The organism is Scytonema millei VB511283 (assembly GCF_000817735.3).
GTDB classification, from domain to species: Bacteria; Cyanobacteriota; Cyanobacteriia; order Cyanobacteriales; family Chroococcidiopsidaceae; genus Chroococcidiopsis; species Chroococcidiopsis millei_B.
Genome location: NZ_JTJC03000001.1, coordinates 337732 through 356127, shown reverse-complemented (window position 1 = coordinate 356127; position 18396 = coordinate 337732). Strand labels below are relative to the sequence as shown.

At 45.9% G+C, this 18396-nt stretch carries 20 protein-coding genes; 10 read left to right on the top strand and 10 right to left on the bottom strand.

Features of this window, described 5'->3' with window-relative positions; all coding sequences use genetic code 11:
- Positions 1-80 precede the first annotated feature (80 nt).
- From QH73_RS01610 to miaB, 5 genes are all read right to left on the bottom strand, one after another.
- On the bottom strand, positions 81-992 hold the full coding sequence (locus tag QH73_RS01610; RefSeq protein ID WP_039714971.1) for an NADP-dependent oxidoreductase: 912 nt from the start codon (positions 990-992) through the stop codon (positions 81-83).
- 57 nt (positions 993-1049) lie between these two features.
- The gene (locus tag QH73_RS01605; RefSeq protein ID WP_039714970.1) at positions 1050-1922 is read right to left on the bottom strand and encodes an oxidoreductase; all 873 of its coding nucleotides are present in this window, start codon (positions 1920-1922) and stop codon (positions 1050-1052) included.
- Between the two features lie 277 nt (positions 1923-2199).
- Positions 2200-2595, bottom strand: a complete 396-nt coding sequence (locus QH73_RS01600) for a VOC family protein (RefSeq protein WP_039714969.1) — start codon at positions 2593-2595, stop codon at positions 2200-2202.
- A 138-nt stretch (positions 2596-2733) separates the two neighbouring features.
- The gene (locus tag QH73_RS01595) at positions 2734-3843 is read right to left on the bottom strand and encodes an alkene reductase (protein ID WP_039714968.1); all 1110 of its coding nucleotides are present in this window, start codon (positions 3841-3843) and stop codon (positions 2734-2736) included.
- A gap of 164 nt (positions 3844-4007) precedes the next feature.
- Positions 4008-5372 (bottom strand): tRNA (N6-isopentenyl adenosine(37)-C2)-methylthiotransferase MiaB, encoded by a 1365-nt coding sequence (gene miaB / locus QH73_RS01590; RefSeq protein WP_039714967.1) that lies wholly within the window; start codon positions 5370-5372, stop codon positions 4008-4010.
- A 211-nt stretch (positions 5373-5583) separates the two neighbouring features.
- Between miaB and QH73_RS01585 the strand changes: the two genes are divergently transcribed.
- The 4 genes from QH73_RS01585 to QH73_RS01570 all read left to right on the top strand — a co-directional run bounded on the left by QH73_RS01585 (position 5584) and on the right by QH73_RS01570 (position 8864).
- The gene (locus QH73_RS01585; RefSeq protein ID WP_052289953.1) at positions 5584-6675 is read left to right on the top strand and encodes a glycosyltransferase family 2 protein; all 1092 of its coding nucleotides are present in this window, start codon (positions 5584-5586) and stop codon (positions 6673-6675) included.
- Positions 6672-6857, top strand: a complete 186-nt coding sequence (locus QH73_RS01580) for a hypothetical protein (RefSeq protein ID WP_039714966.1) — start codon at positions 6672-6674, stop codon at positions 6855-6857. The genes QH73_RS01585 and QH73_RS01580 overlap by 4 nt, the downstream gene beginning before the upstream one ends.
- Complete coding sequence (locus QH73_RS01575; protein WP_039714965.1) at positions 6844-7236, top strand: type II toxin-antitoxin system death-on-curing family toxin; 393 nt, start codon at positions 6844-6846, stop codon at positions 7234-7236. Before QH73_RS01580 ends, QH73_RS01575 begins: the two co-directional genes overlap by 14 nt.
- A 119-nt stretch (positions 7237-7355) precedes the next feature.
- Entirely contained in the window at positions 7356-8864 is a 1509-nt protein-coding gene (locus tag QH73_RS01570; RefSeq protein WP_039717308.1) for a UbiD family decarboxylase, read from the top strand.
- Between the two features lie 127 nt (positions 8865-8991).
- On the opposite strand, the gene QH73_RS01565 is transcribed toward QH73_RS01570, so the two are convergent.
- Positions 8992-9477 carry an allophycocyanin subunit alpha-B gene (locus QH73_RS01565; RefSeq protein WP_015152396.1) on the bottom strand — a complete coding sequence of 162 codons (486 nt, stop codon included), beginning with the start codon at positions 9475-9477 and terminating at the stop codon, positions 8992-8994.
- Positions 9478-9587: 110 nt separating this feature from the next.
- Here QH73_RS01565 and rlmD point away from each other — a divergent pair, with 110 nt between their 5' ends.
- Both rlmD and QH73_RS01555 read left to right on the top strand, forming a co-directional pair.
- Complete coding sequence (gene rlmD, locus QH73_RS01560) at positions 9588-10988, top strand: 23S rRNA (uracil(1939)-C(5))-methyltransferase RlmD (RefSeq protein ID WP_052289952.1); 1401 nt, start codon at positions 9588-9590, stop codon at positions 10986-10988.
- Positions 10989-11478: 490 nt separating this feature from the next.
- A complete protein-coding gene (locus QH73_RS01555) occupies positions 11479-11928 on the top strand; it encodes an ATP-binding protein (protein WP_039714964.1) in 450 nt (149 codons plus the stop codon).
- Between the two features lie 153 nt (positions 11929-12081).
- On the opposite strand, the gene QH73_RS01550 is transcribed toward QH73_RS01555, so the two are convergent.
- Positions 12082-12375: a DUF6439 family protein gene (locus tag QH73_RS01550; protein WP_039717306.1), complete on the bottom strand. Its 294-nt coding sequence runs from the start codon at positions 12373-12375 to the stop codon at positions 12082-12084.
- Positions 12376-12419: 44 nt separating this feature from the next.
- Between QH73_RS01550 and QH73_RS01545 the strand changes: the two genes are divergently transcribed.
- The 3 genes from QH73_RS01545 (at position 12420) to QH73_RS01535 (ending at position 15137) form a co-directional block, all read left to right on the top strand.
- A complete protein-coding gene (locus QH73_RS01545) occupies positions 12420-12803 on the top strand; it encodes a sll0565 family protein (protein ID WP_039714963.1) in 384 nt (127 codons plus the stop codon).
- A 65-nt stretch (positions 12804-12868) separates the two neighbouring features.
- Positions 12869-14257, top strand: coding sequence for an asparagine--tRNA ligase (asnS, locus tag QH73_RS01540; RefSeq protein ID WP_039714962.1), 1389 nt, complete (start codon positions 12869-12871; stop codon positions 14255-14257).
- Positions 14258-14411: 154 nt separating this feature from the next.
- The gene (locus tag QH73_RS01535; RefSeq protein WP_039714961.1) at positions 14412-15137 is read left to right on the top strand and encodes a gamma-glutamyl-gamma-aminobutyrate hydrolase family protein; all 726 of its coding nucleotides are present in this window, start codon (positions 14412-14414) and stop codon (positions 15135-15137) included.
- 134 nt (positions 15138-15271) lie between these two features.
- Here QH73_RS01535 and hisIE read toward each other — a convergent pair whose 3' ends face one another.
- Positions 15272-15925 (bottom strand): bifunctional phosphoribosyl-AMP cyclohydrolase/phosphoribosyl-ATP diphosphatase HisIE, encoded by a 654-nt coding sequence (gene hisIE / locus QH73_RS01530; protein ID WP_039714960.1) that lies wholly within the window; start codon positions 15923-15925, stop codon positions 15272-15274.
- A 183-nt stretch (positions 15926-16108) separates the two neighbouring features.
- Positions 16109-16297 (bottom strand): ChaB family protein, encoded by a 189-nt coding sequence (locus QH73_RS01525; RefSeq protein WP_039714959.1) that lies wholly within the window; start codon positions 16295-16297, stop codon positions 16109-16111.
- Positions 16298-16401: 104 nt separating this feature from the next.
- Here QH73_RS01525 and hemL point away from each other — a divergent pair, with 104 nt between their 5' ends.
- Positions 16402-17700, top strand: coding sequence for a glutamate-1-semialdehyde 2,1-aminomutase (hemL, locus tag QH73_RS01520; RefSeq protein ID WP_039714958.1), 1299 nt, complete (start codon positions 16402-16404; stop codon positions 17698-17700).
- A gap of 289 nt (positions 17701-17989) precedes the next feature.
- Here the strand turns inward: hemL and QH73_RS01515 are convergent, their stop codons facing one another.
- A complete protein-coding gene (locus QH73_RS01515) occupies positions 17990-18388 on the bottom strand; it encodes a response regulator (RefSeq protein WP_039717305.1) in 399 nt (132 codons plus the stop codon).
- Positions 18389-18396: the final 8 nt, after the last annotated feature.

Sequence of the window (18396 nt, the reverse complement as noted above, 5' to 3'; positions counted from 1 at the left end):
CGAATACACCAACTTCTTCAAGTATAGGGACTAGTATGCAGCGACTTGGCGATCGGAGAAAAATTTCCCGCTTTTCGCCTTTAGTCAACCCGCAGCACGATTTTACCCCGCGTCCGTCCGCTCTGGCTTAACTGGTGTGCTTGTGCGGCTTCGCTCAAGGGTAGTATCGTTTCTACATGAGGTTTAACTTGCCCTGAGTCGATGAGAGTGGTAATTTCAGCTAATTGCGCCGCATTTGGTTGTACGTGAGTCACAGCAACTCTCACGCTGGCACTTTCTGATGGTGAACCGACAATTGAAACGAGTATTCCATCTGGTTTGAGGACTTTGAGCGATCGCGATCGCGTTTCACCACCAATTGTATCTAATACCACATCGAGATCGCGCACGACATCTTCAAATGGTGTTGCTTGGTAATCTATTGCTTCGTCTACTCCCAATTTGCGGATAAATTCAGTATTCCGAGTAGAAGTTGTACCGATAACATGCGCACCCTTGGCTTTTGCCAATTGCACGGCGATCGATCCGACTCCACCAGATGCGGCATGAATGAGAATTTTTTGTCCTGCCTCTAAGTGCGCCGTATCAAAGATTGCCTGCCAAGATGTCAGCGCTGCCACTGGTAAAGCTGCTGCTTGAATAAAATCGATGCTTTTGGGTTTTAGCGTGACTTCCGATTCTTTAGCAGCGATGTATTCAGCATACGTACCTTCCCGCCGCAAGCTAGCGTAGCCGTATACTTCATCTCCTGGCTTCAGTCGCTGTACCGCATCACCAACAGACTCCACAACTCCCGCAACATCAGCACCGAGAATATGAGGCAATTTGAAGGTTTTACCCACATATCCCTCGCGAATCTTCCAATCTACAGGATTAACTCCTGCCGCATAAATCCGAATTAAAACTTCATCTGCTGCGGGTTGAGGTAGCGGCACGTCTTCGTACTTTAGGACATCTGCACCACCATAAGCGTGCATCCGAATTGCTTTCATGAGTTGTATGAGGGATGGGGTGGGTATGGAAGAAGTGGGGGAAATTTAACGGATCGCTTACCCGCCGATCGCGCCGACAGTCGCCCCTTCATAAGCCGTATTCACGGCTACGTCTTTCCAAGCCCCCATCTCTGCCTTGACTGATTCTAGTTTTGTTTCAATTGCACTCACGGCATCTGCACCTAAAGCGAGTCGTAAAGGTGGGTTGTCGCTATTTACGGCTTGAATCATTGCCTCGGCTGCTTTAACGGGATCGCCCGGTTGCTTGCCATCCATATCTTGCAACCACTGACGGAAACCGCTAATTACGGGTTCGTAGTCGGCAATTTGAGTATCAGCTAGGACGAGCGATCGCCCGTTGAAATCTGTCCTGAACGCCCCTGGTTCGACGATGATAATTTTAATCCCTAACGCCTCTACTTCCTTGACAAGTGCTTCAGACAAGGCTTCTAGAGCAAACTTAGTCGCACAGTAAATTCCAGCACCAGGAAAGGACACAAAACCACCTACCGAAGAAAGGTTGAGAATGTATCCACTGCGGTGCTGCCGCATCGAGGGTAGCACCGCCCGCATCATGTTCAGCGCCCCAAAAACATTCGTTTCAAACTGGCGGCGGGTTGCTTCATCGCTGAGTTCTTCCAACGCCCCCATCGCACCGTAGCCAGCATTATTTACCAGTACGTCAATGCGTCCGAATTTAGCGATCGCTTTTTCTACTGCTGCTTGGACTTGTGCTGGCTGAGTCACGTCTAGCTGTACTGCTAGGGCGCCATCGGGATATTTTGTCTGAATATCTTCAACCTGCTGGGGATTTCGCGCCGTTACCACGACTTTCTCGCCCCGATCTAATACTGCTTGGGCGATCGCTCTCCCGAAACCACTGGAACTACCTGTAATCAACCACACGCGAGAATTTTGCCCAGATATCATAAAACTCTCCAATTGCTGAATTGGTTTACTCTATGGCGCGATCGAATTATCAGTTGTACGTTTTGGTTTGCAAAGTCTAAATCCACTCAATTTGTTTCGATACAACTAGCTAAAATCCAGAAAATAACCCTAATTTCTTAATCTGCCACTTCTTTAATTTCTACTTTATTTTTCAATTGCTAGCTGCCCGATCGCTAGTTTCTCATGTATATTTCAAGGTAAAACAAGGAAAGCTATATTGTCAACTCAATTGCACCCCGATCGATCGTCAACTCGATTAAATCATATATTGATAAATCCCAATTAAGTTTCCATCAGGATCGCGTATATAAGCAGTTTTGAGATCGTAGCTAGGATTACTCATTGGCTCTCTAGTAAATTTAATTCCCTTTTGTTTTAATTCGTGACAAACTGTTTCTACATCAGCAACTATAAAAACTAATACGGCGCGATCTTGACATTCTGCATGAAGTGGGAGGCGATCGCTACCAATTATTTCTGCCATTTCTTGCCGTTGCGATACTGCTAGTTTCATATCTCCAGCGGCAAATTCAGCATACCCTTCCTGAGTAGCATCTACTATTACCTTAAATTCCAAAATATCCCGATAAAAAGCAAAACAAGCTTTTAAGTCAGTTACTAAAAGCCTAGTGTAAGAATTACGAACTTGCATGATTCAGTTATCAGTTATCAGTTGTCAGTTATCAGTGTAGAGACGTTACATGTAACGTTTGTACAAAGTTGTCGGTTGTCAGTTATCAGCGATCGCTCTAGAGAGTATGGGGTGTAAAAAGGTTTTGACTTTTGACTTTTAACTTTTGACTGTTGCCATCGATCCATCTTCTAAGAAGGGATAATCGATGTAACCATTTTCGCCGGGACTGTAGAAGGTTTTGGAGTTTGGATCGTTCAAGCCTGCATTCAGTTCAAAGCGTTTTGGTAAGTCAGGATTAGCCAGAAATAGCTTGCCGAAGGAAACTAAATCGGCATCGCCACTAGCTAAAATACTATCGCCCTTTGGATGGTCGTAACCACCATTTGTTATCAAAGTTCCTCGATAGATGGGACGAAAGTAAGGCGTGACTGGGTTGAGAACATTGCGAGTCGATAGATCGGTTTCGTTTGGCTCCATTAAATGAAGGTAGGCAAGACGAAAGCGATTGAGTGCATCGATCGCATAGCCAAAAGTTTCTGTCGGATTGGAATCGTGCATTCCGTAGAAGGTGTTACTGGGAGAAAGTTTAATTCCCAATCGATCTGCACCACAGACGCTAGCAACAGCAGCTACAACTTCCAACATAAATCGAGCGCGGTTTTCTACAGAACCACCGTATTCATCCGATCGCTGGTTCGAACCGTCTTGGAGAAATTGATCGATGAGATATCCAAATGCACCATGCAGTTCTACGCCATCAAATCCAGCTGCTAAAGCATTCCCTGCACCTTGACGAAACTGTGCGACGATCTCGGCAATTTCAGCGGTTTCTAAAGCGCGGGGTGCTTCCATCGCAACTTTACCCACTGGGGTGTGCAGTTCGCCGACAGCCGCGATCGCGCTGGGTGCAACTGGTAATTTGCCTCCTAGTAAAGCTGGGTGCGAGATGCGACCGCAATGCCACAACTGCAAAAATATTCGTCCGCCGCGATCGTGTACGGCATCAGTCACTAACCGCCATCCTTCCACCTGTTCTGACGAATAAATCCCAGGACAATTCATGTAACCCAGACTCATTGGTGAAACCATCGTGCATTCAGTTACTATAAGTCCCGCAGAAGCCCTTTGAGCGTAGTAGGTTGCCATGAGAGCATTGGGAATGCTGTCGATCGCCCGCAACCGAGTCATAGGAGCCATTATCATTCGATTTGGCAGAGTGTAGCAACCAAGCTTTACAGGTGAAAAGAGATTGACATTTGCATTCATCTAGTTAATCTCCAAATTCAAATTTACTTTTCAGCAGGCTCGGTAAAAACAACTTCATATAGGTGAAATTCGTTTTCTGATAAACCTTGCCAATATTCCCGCACGGAAGCAAATTTTGGTTCTACACCGATAACTGATAACTGTCAACTGTCAACTGTCAACTGTCAACTCACTACCAATTGTCGCGCCTCTATCGGTTCTCCTGTCAAACTGAAAGCCCGTACTTCGGTAATTTTGACTGTAACTAATTTCCCCTTGAGCTGGACAATATCGCCATCAAAGAACGTCAAACGATTTCCCCTCGTTCTTCCCATCACTTGTTGGGGATTTTTAGGATTTTGGTCTTCGACTAAAACTTCTTCAAGCCTACCTAAATAACGTTGCGATCGCGCTTGAGCTGTGGTGGCGACTAAATGATTTAATCTTTGCAGGCGATCGCTCTTGACTTCTTCGCTTAATTGTGCATCCCATAAAGCAGCGGGAGTCCCAGGACGAGGGGAATAAGCCGCTGTATTCAAATGGTCGAAACCAATATCAGCAACTAATTTGAGCGTATTTTCAAACTGTGCTTCAGTTTCCCCAGGAAAGCCGACAATGGCATCAGCACTAATTGAAGCATCGGGCATGAGTTGCCGAATTTTATCGATAATCCGCCGATATTTTTCGTGAGTGTAACCCCGTGACATGCGTTTGAGGACTTCGTTGTCACCCGATTGGAAGGGAATGTGAAAATGTTCGCATACCTTGGGTAATTCCGCACAGGCGCGAATTAATCGTTCGGTGAAATAGCGCGGGTGGCTGGTAGCAAAACGGAGGCGATCGACTCCTGGTACGTCGTGGACGTAGTAGAGTAAATCTGTCAGCGTGTGTAAGTGTCTGCCTTCTGGGGTAGTTCCTGGTAAGTCGCGTCCGTAGGCATCGATATTTTGACCGAGTAAGGTAATTTCCTTATATCCTTGCTTGCCTAACTCTACCATCTCGGCTTTAATCGCCTCCGGCGTGCGAGACTGTTCTACACCGCGCACGTTGGGAACCACGCAATAAGTACAGCGTTCGTTGCAACCGTAAATTACATTTACCCAAGCTGTTACAGTGCTGTCGCGGCGCGGTTTCGTAATATCTTCGACAATTTGAATGGGTTCTGTTGCTACAACTTGATTACCGTCGAATACCTGTTCTAGCAATTCTCCTAAACGGTTGGCGTGTTGGGGTCCCATGACGAGATCGATTTCCGGTACTCGTCGCAGCAGTGTTTCTCCTTCCTGCTGTGCCACGCAACCAGCGACGACTATTGTTAAGTCTGCTTGTTCCTGCTTGCGCTTCGCCTGTCTGCCTAAGTAGGAATAAACTTTTTGCTCGGCGTTGTCCCGAATCGTGCAAGTATTGTAGAGGAGTAAACTTGCTTCATTTGGGTCTTCTGACCACTCGAAGCCCATATCCTCAAGGATGCCAGCCATGCGTTCGGAGTCAGCCTTGTTCATCTGGCAGCCAAAAGTGGTGATGTGATAGCGGCGGTTAGCAGTGGTCATTAGGTGCAGACAAGTTCGGGTTTAGCTTTACATTCACCCATTATAGATTTTTGAACTATAGATTTTTGCACGGATTTTTACGGCTCTAGCTCGACTCGGAGCTGAGCTACAAGCCATTTTAGTAAAAAATATTACTGTAAGAAAGGTTTTCTTACGCAACATTACCGTATGATAAATATTACTATCCCTGAAATGGGCGCAAATCTTAAAGATGGCAAAAGTTTCTGTTATTGTTCTGGTTTACAAGAGTGAACCATATATTGCAGCGACAATTCATTCAGTGTTAGCCCAAACTTACAAAAACTTTGAAATTCTAGTCATTGATGACGGTTCGCCCGATCGCAGTGTAGAAATTTGTCGCCAATTTAACGATCCGAGAATTAGAATTATTCGTCAAGAAAATCGCGGCGTACCAGCGGCGAGAAACACGGGAATTCGTCACGCACGAGGAGAATATATCGCCTTTTTAGATGGAGACGATTTGTGGTTGCCACCAAAATTAGAAAAACAAGTTACGCATCTAGAATCATCTCCCTTTATTGGCATGAGTTTTTGTCGTTCTAGTTTTATCGATGTAAATGGTAAGCATTTAGGAACTTACCAAATGCCTAAGCTGAAAAGAATTAACTTATCGTATTTACTTCGTTGCAATCCAATTGGAAATGGGTCAGCGGGAGTCATCCGTCGCAAAGTTTTAGAAGATATCAAATTTACGCATCAGCGTGATGGAAATTTTGAGGATTGCTATTTTGACGAACAATTCAGAGTCTCGGGGGGAGAAACTGATTTTTTACTGCGGATTCTAATTCAAACCAAATGGGAAATTGAAGGAATTCCCGCAGCTTTGACGCTATACAGAGTCAATACTGGAGGCATGACAGCAAACTTATTAAAACGGTTAGAATCTGCCAGTCAAGAAGTTGAGAAAACTCGTTCGTACGCACCAGAATTAAACTTGCGTTGGCGCGGGGCAATTAAAGCTTACTATATTCGGTATTTAGCCCGCAGCGCCGTCCGGTTTCGGGAAGGAAAAATCGCCGTTAATTTGATTCATCTAGCCTTGGCTACTCACTGGCAGATGGTATTTGAAGAACTCTATCGGACTTGCTCGACTCTAATTGCTGCCTACCTACTTCTGTTACTACCGCAAAAATTATATAATCGAATAGAGACTTTATTTGTCAAAGCGATCGGCACTATCCAAGAACGAAAGATTAGAAGGGATACATTGGAGAAGTCAGAAGCCAGAAGTCGGAAGTCAGAAGTCAATAGAAACAACCAAAAATCAAAAATTGCCAGATGAATACTAAAGAGCAAATTCTACAAGAAATTGATTCCCTCAGCGAACCTCAGTTGCAGACAATCTTAGAATTCATCTACTCGCTGAAGCCAAAGTCGGAAACAACTCATAGCAAGGCAGTACAAGCTTTCTTAGTTTCTCTTGAAGAACGTCAGGAGGTTTATCGCCGTCTTGCCAACTCCTGAATTTTTAGAAATAAATGATATTCTCACCATTCACCAAATTTTACTCGAACAGTTTGGTGGGATGCCTGGGATCAGAGATGAAGGATTACTTGAATCTGCTGTCTCTCAACCACAAGCATCTTTCTTTGGTGAGTTACTGCATTCTACGATTCAAGCACAAGCCGCCGCTTATCTTTATCATCTTGCTAAGAATCATCCATTTTTAGATGGTAATAAGCGCACTGCTTTTGGTGCGATGGAGGCATTTTTGCGCTTAAATGGTTACAATTTGAATTGTTCTGACGATCGAGCCTACCAAGTAGTACTGCAAGTAGCTCAAGGGGAAATGAGTAAGGAAGAACTTAGCTTACTATTGGAACAACACATACAGCCACAGTAAGCGATCGCCAGATATTTATTTATAAATTTATAATATTTCCTCATAATTATAAATATTGGGAGATGCGATCGCATGTTTGTCTGCGATCGCAAATGACCAACGACCAATGACAAGTGACTATTATGAGAGATCTGCGGGGATTCATCAAGCTTCTAGAACAAAGAGGACAACTGCGGCGAATTACCGCATTAGTCGATCCCGATTTGGAAATTGCTGAGATTTCTAACCGGATGTTACAACAAGGTGGTCCTGGGTTATTGTTCGAGAATGTCAAAGGTTCGCCCCATCCTATAGCAATTAACTTGATGGGGACGGTAGAAAGAATCTGCTGGGCGATGAATATGCAGACACCCCAAGAACTAGAAGAATTGGGGAAAAAGCTGAGTATGCTGCAACAGCCAAAACCGCCGAAGAAGATTTCTCAAGCGGTAGAATTTGGCAAGGTGTTATTTGATGTCGTCAAAGCAAAACCAGGAAGAGATTTTTTTCCCGCTTGTCAGCAAGTGGTAGTTCAAGGTGACGAACTCGATTTAAACAAACTTCCCCTGATCCGTCCTTATCCAGGCGATGCAGGTAAAATTATCACGCTGGGCTTAGTCATTACTAAAGATTGCGAGACAGGTACGCCTAACGTCGGCGTGTATCGCCTACAGCTGCAATCGCAAAACAGCATGACAGTACACTGGTTATCGGTACGAGGTGGGGCGAGACATTTGCGTAAAGCCGCAGAACGGGGTAAGAAATTAGAAGTTGCGATCGCCCTTGGTGTCGATCCTTTAATTATCATGGCAGCGGCTACGCCGATTCCTGTCGATTTATCGGAATGGTTGTTTGCCGGACTTTATAGCGGTTCTGGCGTAAATTTAGCCAAATGCAAGACGGTAGATTTAGAAGTACCCGCCGACTCCGAGTTTGTTTTAGAAGGAACCATTACCCCAGGCGAGGTTTTACCCGATGGTCCTTTTGGCGATCATATGGGTTATTACGGTGGTTTGGAAGATTCGCCCCTAATTCGCTTCCACTGCATGACGCATCGCCAAGACCCAATTTATTTGACCACATTTAGCGGTCGTCCGCCAAAAGAAGAGGCAATGATGGCGATCGCTCTCAACCGGATCTATACTCCTATTCTGCGGCAGCAAGTTTCCGAAATTGTCGATTTTTTCCTGCCAATGGAAGCTTTAAGCTACAAAGCCGCGATTATCTCGATTGATAAAGCTTACCCTGGGCAAGCGCGACGGGCAGCCCTAGCTTTTTGGAGTGCCCTACCCCAATTCACCTATACTAAGTTCGTGATTGTGGTAGATAAGGATATTAACATTCGCGATCCGCGTCAGGTTGTCTGGGCGATTAGTTCCAAAGTTGACCCTACCAGAGATGTGTTTATTTTACCCAATACACCTTTCGATACCCTCGACTTTGCCAGCGAGAAAATTGGTTTAGGCGGACGCATGGGAATTGATGCAACTACCAAAATTCCACCCGAAACTGAACACGAATGGGGCGCACCTTTAGAATCAGATCCCGATATAGCGGCGATGGTAGAAAGACGTTGGAGTGAGTATGGTTTGGCAGATTTGCAATTAGGAGACGTCGATCCGAATTTGTTTGGTTACGACATGCGTTAAAAAAAGTTTCCCCACTGCTTGCTAGCAACCTGACAATAAAACTGCCACAGTCACTACCAACAATGGGGAGACATTCATCGATCTATTAACCCAAAATAAATTTGAGCTACTTGAGTAGACCCAAAAACTATGACATTGCCTGAATAATATAGTCAAAGTAAGGTGCTGCTTCTGCTGCTTCTTCCGCACTCAACAGAGATAGAGAAGCATTCTTCAAACAGCGAATTGACTCAACCATTCCAGGTACGGGAACGCCCAGAGAATTATACATTTCTCTGACACCGACCAAACCGATCTTTTCAATTGGCTCTTTGTCTCCAGCTAGCACGCCATAGGTAATTAGGCGCAGATACCAGCCGTAGTCCCGCAAACATAGCGCCCGCTGACGTTCGCCATAGGCATTTCCCCCAGGGGCAATAAAATCAGGACGTTTTTGCCACAGTTTTTTACTTGCTTCCTGAACGATTTTCTTTTCGTTTTCGGCTAGGGTTGCGGCAATGCGCATCCGCTGTATGCCTGTTTGCAAAAAGTTTTTAATGTTTTCGAGTTCGCCAGCGCTGGGGTAGCGCAGCTCATCATCGGCTTTGAGAATAACTTGGCTTACTACACTCATGATTATAGGTAATGAGTCAGAATATCATTTGTAGTTTAGCGATTTCATGTCCCCCAAATAAAGGGATCTTTTCAGTTATGTCTGTTACAAGGGGACAAAATTTACAAAACATGAACGATCGCACGTCCGACCGCTGGCAACAGGGCGACTTAGTAGAAGTATCCATTACCGATCTAAATGATAGTGGTGATGGGGTGGGGCGTGTCAACAGTAGGGTTGTCTTCATTCCCGATACTACCCCAGGCGATCGCGCTTTAGTCCGTTTGGTGCGCGTCAAGCCGCAATACGCCTACGGTAAACTTCAACAACTCCTCGAATCTTCTGGCGATCGCATTCGTCCTCGCTGCATCGTAGCCGATAAATGTGGCGGCTGTCAGTGGCAGCATATCGCCTACGAACAACAACTGGAAGCCAAGCGCCATCAAGTTATTCAGACATTACAACGCATTGGTGGCTTTGCCGATCCTCCTGTCGATGCTGTTTTAACAGGGAATGCCGATCTCGGTTATCGTAACAAAGCTACATATCCTTTAGGAAAATCAGCTACAGGTCAAATCCAAGCAGGCTACTACCAAAAAGGCAGCCATCAGTTAATTAACCTCAATCAATGTCCCGTCCAAGATCCTCGCCTCAATCCCCTGCTAGCAGAAGTCAAACAAGACATTCAACAGCAGGGATGGCGGGTATATGACGAAAAACACCACAGAGGACAAGTACGCCATTTAGCCTTACGAATCGGTCGCCGTACGGGAGAAATGCTGCTAACTCTGGTAGTAAAAAACTGGGACTTGCCTGGAATTGAAACCCAGGCGCAGGAATGGTTAGACCGCTATCCGCAGCTAGTCGGAGTCTCGTTAAATTGCCAAAGCGATCGCACCAACGTTATTTTTGGCAGTGAAACCCGATGTATTGCCGGACACCCGTATCTACTAGAAATTTTTGCAGGTTTAAAGTTTCATGTGCTACCCGATACATTCTTTCAAGTTTATACGGAGGCGGCTGAGGCACTCTTGCAGGAAATTACCCAACACCTGAATTTACAAGGCTGCGAAATCTTAGTAGATGCATATTGTGGCATCGGCACGTTAACCTTACCGCTAGCCCAAAAAGTGCAACAAGCAATCGGTTTAGAAGTTCAATCCGCCGCCGTCGAACAAGCCCAAAACAACGCCCGACTCAACCAGATTACCAACACTACATTTCAAGTCGGAGAAGTCGAAAAACTGCTTCCCCAGTTAGAAACTACCCCAGATATTGTACTGCTCGATCCACCGCGCCAAGGATGCGATCGCGCCGTCATCGAAACCCTGCTGCAAACCCAGCCACAACGTATCGTCTACGTCAGCTGTAAAGCTGCTACCCTTGCCCGCGATTTAAAATTGCTCTGTCAAGATGGCAAATACCAGCTTACCAGAGTCCAACCAGCCGACTTTTTCCCCCAAACCGCCCATGTGGAGTGTGCAGCGTTTTTAGAAAACGGGAGTCGGGAGTCGGGAATGAGTGGTGTGTGAGTCATTAATTCTCCTCTGCTCCCCTGCCCCTCTGCTCCCTGCTCCCTGCTCCCTTATCCCTCGTTTTAGGTATAATTACGATAGATCCGCATAAATATGTAGGATAGAAGATAACAAAGATGCTAATATTGATTAAGAGGCAGCTGCCAATTTCAATCTCGGTAAATACAATTCAAGTGAAAATACAGTCAACGCATATATAAGGTTGGCTGTTGTTTTTGAAGGTTGGCAGATATCCAAGGGGCTATATGCTGTTGAGGAAGAAAGACTGGATTCGCTCGATTGGTTGTCTATATGGAGTGGCGATCGCAGATCGTACGCGCAAGTTTTTTATAGCTTCGCAGTAGTTCTTTCAGCTATTGCACGTCAGCAACGTTTGCTTTGAATGCATACAAACGAAGTAAATCGTACCTAGCGTTTGTTAATTCGTTATGTTTGTCGCTCAGCAAGTTCGTGTCATTAATAGCCGGAAGCTACGGAGTTTTTTGTAGTGATTACTATCTCATCGCGTCCAGTTGGGCGTAACTGGAGTACGATTAGCTTTGCCTCTACGCTCTATTTGTGTTCTATTCTCGATTTACTCCTAGCAGAAGTGCCATGTCGGTTGCAAGCAGAACTACGCCTGGGTTTGCAGGAAGCACTAGTCAATGCAGCTAAACACGGGAACAAGCTAGATCCTGGTAAGATTGTCATCGTCCGCTTTTCTTACACAGACGACCATTATTGGTGGATCATTTCCGATCAAGGCTGTGGTTTTGACCGTCCGTGCGATTGCAACCCAGACCCTGAAGCATATTTGCCCTCAGTAGAATCAGAGAACGGTCGCGGTACTTGTATTTTATACAAAATATTCGATCGCGTAATTTGGAATGCAGCCGGAACAGAACTGAGACTTGGTAAGCAGATGGGTAGCCGTTTCCGTTTACCTCTGCTGAATTAGGGGCGAGGAGTGAGGAGCGAGGAGCGAGGGGAATTCAAAATTCAGAATTTGGAAGTCGGAAAACCTCAGAAATTTTTCCTCTGCTTCCTCCGCTCCCCTGCGCCTGAAGCTCCCTTGTCCCCCTTGCCTCCCTGTCTCCCGATCCTTTCTCCCTCACTCCTCGCTCCTCACCCCTTTTTGATGAGTGGGACAAGGCGGGGCAGAGATCGAGCGGTCTAACCAACCAACTGCCTGTTGTAACCTTGGTAATGCTTCTTCTGGTTGGTCTTTCAGTAAAAAGACGATCGCCGCCGCTGCTTGCTCGTTAGCTCTGGCTTTACGATTAGACTTAAGCTTGTGCCACTCATCAGGCGAGATCGACAATCTTTCCATCAAAGCTTGGGCTAGTTCCTGCGTGCTAAATTCGCTTAACGATGATTTTCGATCCAACTTGGTAGGTTGAAGCATACTGGTGGGCATATTAGTTTCGATCGCTAATCTAACAAATATCGATGCAACCGCCACAGCCACCAGAATCACCTGCGCCATCAGAGGATGAGTTGGAAAACTCGATCGCCGAAGTTGAGCGATCGCTTGTCGCCCTGAAACAACGCTACACTCAAGTCAAACACGATCGACAGCAGCAAGCAGAACTCCAGCAGCAATTAACACAGGTTAAGCGAGACATCGAGCGAGCGCGATCGCCACACTCGAAAGTACAGTTAAAGGCAGAATTAAAACAAATTCAAGCACAGCTAGAAACCATAGAAGTCAACCTCGAAAGCCAACTGTTTTCTTGGGGAAGCCTGAAAGCCCATTTCTGGCAAGCTGTCCGCTTCGGTGGGTTAGGAGTTATTGTAGGCTGGATATTAAAGTCTCTTACTGGTAATGGCTGACAGTTAACAGTTAACCGTCAACCGTCAACTGTCAACTATCAACTCAATACTCCCTACTCCCTTTTATGAAGCGACGCATTATTGAAATTTTACGCAACGGACAGCCAGATGAGTCTGTGACGGTTCAGGGTTGGGTACGCACCAAACGCGATTTAAAAGGGTTTGCGTTTGTGGAAGTGAACGATGGATCGTCTTTGGCAAGTTTGCAAGCGGTACTGAAGGCGGAAATGCCAGACTACGAAGCGACTCTGAAGCAGATTAATACAGGTGCTTCGGTAGAAATTAGCGGTGTACTCGTACCTTCTCAAGGTAAAGGGCAAAGAATTGAATTGCAAGCCGAAACCGTAAAAGTGTTTGGTGATGCCGATCCCGAAACATATCCATTGCAGAAAAAACGCCACTCATTTGAATTTTTGCGGACAATCGGACATTTGCGATCGCGTACCAACTCATTAGGGGCAGTTTTTCGCGTCCGTAATGCCTGTGCGACAGCAATCCATCAATTCTTTCAAGAACGGGGTTTCTTGTGGGTTCACACCCCTGTGATTACCCGTAACGATTGCGAAGGTGCGGGGGAGCTATTTACAGTCACGAGTTTGGATCTGAAAAAGATTCCGCAGACTGACAACGGCAAAATCGATTACAGCCAAGATTTTTTCGGCGGACAAGCTTTTTTAACTGTCAGCGGACAATTAGAAGCTGAAGTCATGGCGATGGCGTTTAGCAATGTCTATACGTTTGGTCCCACATTTCGGGCAGAAAATTCTAATACTTCTCGACATTTAGCAGAATTTTGGATGGTAGAGCCAGAAATGGCTTTCTGCGATTTAGTGGGAAATATGGATTTAGCAGAAGCGTTTTTGAAGCATATTTTCAAATATGTTTTAGAAACTTGTCCAGAAGATATGGATTTTTTCAATCAGCGAATTGATAATTCTGTGTTAGCAACGGCTGATAATATTATCAACAATCAATTTGAACGAATTACTTATACAGAGGCGATCGCCCAGTTAGAAAAGGCGACAAAAACTTTTGATTATCCGGTGGAGTGGGGATTAGATTTACAGTCGGAACACGAACGTTACCTAGCAGAAGAGTTATTTAAAAAACCAGTTATCGTGACCGATTATCCAAAGCAGATTAAAGCCTTTTATATGCGGGTGAATGACGACGATAAAACCGTGCGCGCTATGGACGTTCTTGCACCCAAAATCGGCGAAATTATCGGCGGTTCTCAACGGGAGGAACGATTAGAAGTTTTGGAAAAACGGATGCAAGCTCAAGATATCAATCCTGACGATCTGTGGTGGTATTTAGACTTGCGCCGTTACGGTACTGTGCCTCATGCTGGCTTCGGTTTGGGGTTTGAAAGATTAGTTCAGTTTATGACGGGTATGGGTAATATTCGCGATGTCATTCCCTTCCCCCGTGCGCCGTTGAGTGCCGAGTTTTAAACTAAGGTGGGCATTGCCCACCTTACAGCTATATGGAAGTAAGCAGCGTTACCAACTGACTCACTGCGATCGGGCAAAATAGCAACAGGGATGGCAGAATAGCAGAATGTCGCGATCGCACCTCAAATTAGAAAAACAGTAAGTAAAACGCACGATGCAGTTTCAGCCACCTCTCATTGGCATCACCACATCGGGACAGATGCTTACAGGCAATTTCTCTCTATCTAAATTCTATGTAGAAGCAGTACGCTCAGCAGGAGGCGTGCCAATACTAATTCCAGCAGGAGAACCTAACCTAGCTGCCGTGTTTGCTCAGTTAGATGGTTTGGTTTTCTCTGGGGGAGGTGATATCGATCCCGACATGTATAACGGGGTGTCTCACCCTACAATTTACAATATCGACCCAGAACGCGATCGCTCGGAAATTTCTCTGGCGCAATTGGCTTTGGCTACTGAAATACCAATTTTGGGTATTTGTCGCGGCTTAGAAATACTAGTGGTAGCTACTGGTGGTAGCCTGATTCCTCACTTACCCGACAAATTTGGCGAGATTATAGCTCATCGAGCTGACCAAGCGCTTTCAACCGAGCATACTGTAAAAATTGCTCCAGATACTCACCTATCTCAAATTGTCGGTACGTTAGAAGTACCTGTCGTTTCTTGGCATCATCAAGCAGTTGGTACTATTCCCTCTGAGTGGCGGATTGCGGCAAAAGCACCCGATGGAGTCATCGAAGCCTTAGAACACGAAAATCATCCTTGGGCGATCGCGTTACAATGGCATCCTGAAATGTCTATTCAAGATACCGCTCAACATCGCATATTTCACGCTTTTGTCACTGCGGCAAGAACGAGAATGGGAATGTGGAGAACGGCTTGAATCAGTTGTCAGTTATCAGTTGCAGTTATCAGTTGATAGGAAAGGGTGGTGCGTGGTCACTGGTCGCAAGTCGCGCATTCACAAGTCGCAAGTCAGGATTAACTGGTAACAGTTAACAGTTAACAGTTAACAGATTAACGGCGACGCTGTTGGAGTTTGCGGTAAACGTCTTTCAAATCGACGTGGTGATGTGCTAGGGCGACTAAAGTATGGTACAACAAATCGGCTACTTCCCCCGCGATCGCATCTGGCTCGTCGTCTTTAAATGCCATGACAACTTCAGCCGACTCCTCGCCAATTTTCTTTAAAATTTTGTTGTCTCCCCCTGCCAAAAGCTTGCAAGTGTAAGAACCTTCTTGAGGATTGTCACGGCGATCGCTAATTGTGGCAAATACTTGAGATAAGGTGTCTGCGGGTGGTGGAACAATGTGTCCGTCTTCGCGGTGAAAACAACTCTGTTCTCCCGTATGGCAAGCGACATCACCAATTTGTTCGGCACTGATGAGAATTGCATCGCTATCGCAATCATAACGGAGCGATCGCACTTTTTGGATGTGTCCTGATGTTGCTCCTTTATGCCATAGTTCTGTACGGGAACGACTCCAAAACCAAGTCTCCCCGGTTTCTAAAGTTTTTTGCAACGACTCGCGATTCATCCAAGCCAGCATTAACACTGTCCCGTCTAGATAATCTTGGACGATAGCTGGTACTAATCCGCGCTCGTCATAGCGAATTTTATCCAGTGGAATAGCTTGAGCAAAAGAATTTAATTCTGGATTGGAGGACATAAACAGAGGTCAGTAGTGAGTAGTAGAGTCTTGCGATCCCTCAACCCCCCTAAAAAGGGGGCAATAGATGTAAGTTGCACGTCGCGAGACTAATTAAAATTATCTCTTACCCGTGACCTCTCACCTCTCACCTCTCGCTCCTCACTCCTCACTCCTCACCCCTTCCACACTCACCACTCACTTCTAAACACTTGTGACTAAATTTCTGGCAGAATAGATCTTTACGGCAGTTAGAGCTGCTTTATGAGCTTGTGTTGTTTCTCCATACCATTGGATGGTTGAATTATAAGCAGCTCGATACAAATCTTGTGCTGCTTCAGGTAAGCGATCGCGGATTTCCGCAGGTAAATCTTGATTGGTTCGGTATAACATAATTTTATTCTTTTTTTATCGTGTAATTTATTACCTTAGGTGTTTTGAATCGAACGTACAAACCCCAAAAGACAGAGTTTTAGTATCCAACTTAGGAGAGAACCTTGGTTAATACCAGCATCAAAACCACTAAATCAGAAGAAATTTTTGCCGCTGCTCAGAAACTCATGCCTGGGGGCGTTAGTTCTCCAGTCCGAGCTTTTAAATCTGTAGGCGGACAGCCGATCGTATTCGATCGCGTTGAGGGAGCGTACATTTGGGATGTCGATGGCAATAAATACATCGATTATGTCGGGACTTGGGGACCAGCCATTTGCGGACACGCTCATCCAGATGTGATCGCCGCTTTACACACCGCCTTAGAAAAAGGTACGAGCTTCGGCGCGCCTTCTGTTTTGGAAAACGTGCTAGCGGAAATGGTCGTTGATGCCGTCCCTAGCATTGAAATGGTACGCTTCGTCAACTCCGGTACGGAAGCTTGTATGGCAGTCCTGCGCTTAATGCGAGCTTTTACAGGACGAGATAAGATTATCAAGTTTGAAGGCTGCTATCACGGTCATGCCGATATGTTTCTGGTCAAAGCTGGTTCTGGGGTTGCTACCCTTGGCTTACCAGATTCCCCTGGAGTGCCTAAATCTGCGACAAGCAACACTCTCACTGCGCCTTACAACGATCTAGAAACGGTCAAAGCTTTATTTGAAGAAAACCCTGACGAAATTGCCGGGGTCATTTTAGAACCAGTTGTCGGTAATGCAGGCTTTATTCCTCCCGACGCGGGCTTTTTGGAAGGATTGCGAGAAATTACCCGCGATCGCGGTGCTTTGCTCGTATTTGATGAAGTTATGACTGGTTTTCGGATTGCCTACGGTGGCGCTCAAGAGAGATTTGGCATCACCCCCGACCTAACCACCCTGGGTAAAATTATCGGTGGCGGTTTACCTGTAGGTGCTTACGGCGGACGCAAAGATATTATGTCCATGATTGCCCCAGCAGGTCCCGTCTATCAAGCTGGAACGCTTTCTGGTAATCCCTTAGCAATGACAGCAGGGATTAAGACTTTGGAATTGTTGCAAAAGCCTGGGACGTACGAAGCGCTCGATCGCATCACGAAAAAGTTAGCCGATGGAATGCTGCAAGTCGCCAAAGAAACAGGACACGCTGCTTGTGGCGGGCAAATTAGCGGGATGTTTGGCTTTTTCTTTACCGAAGGACCAGTACACAACTACGAAGACGCTAAAAAGGCAGATTTAATCAAATTCAGCCGTTTCTATCGCGGGATGTTAGAGCGGGGAGTTTATCTCGCGCCTTCTCAATTTGAAGCTGGCTTTACCTCTCTAGCTCACACCGAAGCAGATGTAGAGCAGACTTTAGCCGCTGCTAGGGAAGTGTTGAGTGGATTGTAGTGGCTAGTGGCTAGTGACTAGTAAATAGGGTGTGGGGTGTGGGGTGTGGGGTGTGGGAAGTGTGGGAGGACACTCGAAGGATTTTCTCCCTTGTCCCCCTTGTCTCCCCCCTCTCCCTTGTCTCCCTTGTCCTTTTTTCTCCGCCGCGATCGCGCCAAGAGTGCCTTCGCGGTTTCTTTTTGTACTTTTATTTAGTACATCTGTATTAAGATAAAAAGCAGAGAGTTCAAGGACTGCAACTCACTCCCTACTCCCTACTCCCTGCTCCCTGCTCCCTGCTCCCTGCTCCCTATTCCTTCGGCAGCATCGCCCAAATTTGTTCGACAAACTGCTGGTGATCCACGACTGGTTTTGAAATGTAACCGTCTGCACCGCTTTGGCGCAGAAAGTTTTCGCGATCGCCTTCCATGACGTGAGCTGTGACGAGGATAATTGGTAACTTAGCAGTTTGCGGATTTGCCTTCAGCATTTGGGTAATCTTGATCCCATCCACTGCTTTACCCTGGTAAACGCTGCGCGAAAGAGAAACATCCATCAAAATAATATCGACTTGTCCAGATGTCGCAATCTCCATGACCTCTTCTACATTTTCTGTATGCTTTGTCTCCAAGCCACCACGTTTTGTCAAAATTTTGGCAAAAACGCGAGCATTTATAGGGTCATCCTCTACAATCAAAACGGTTTTCATCATAACTT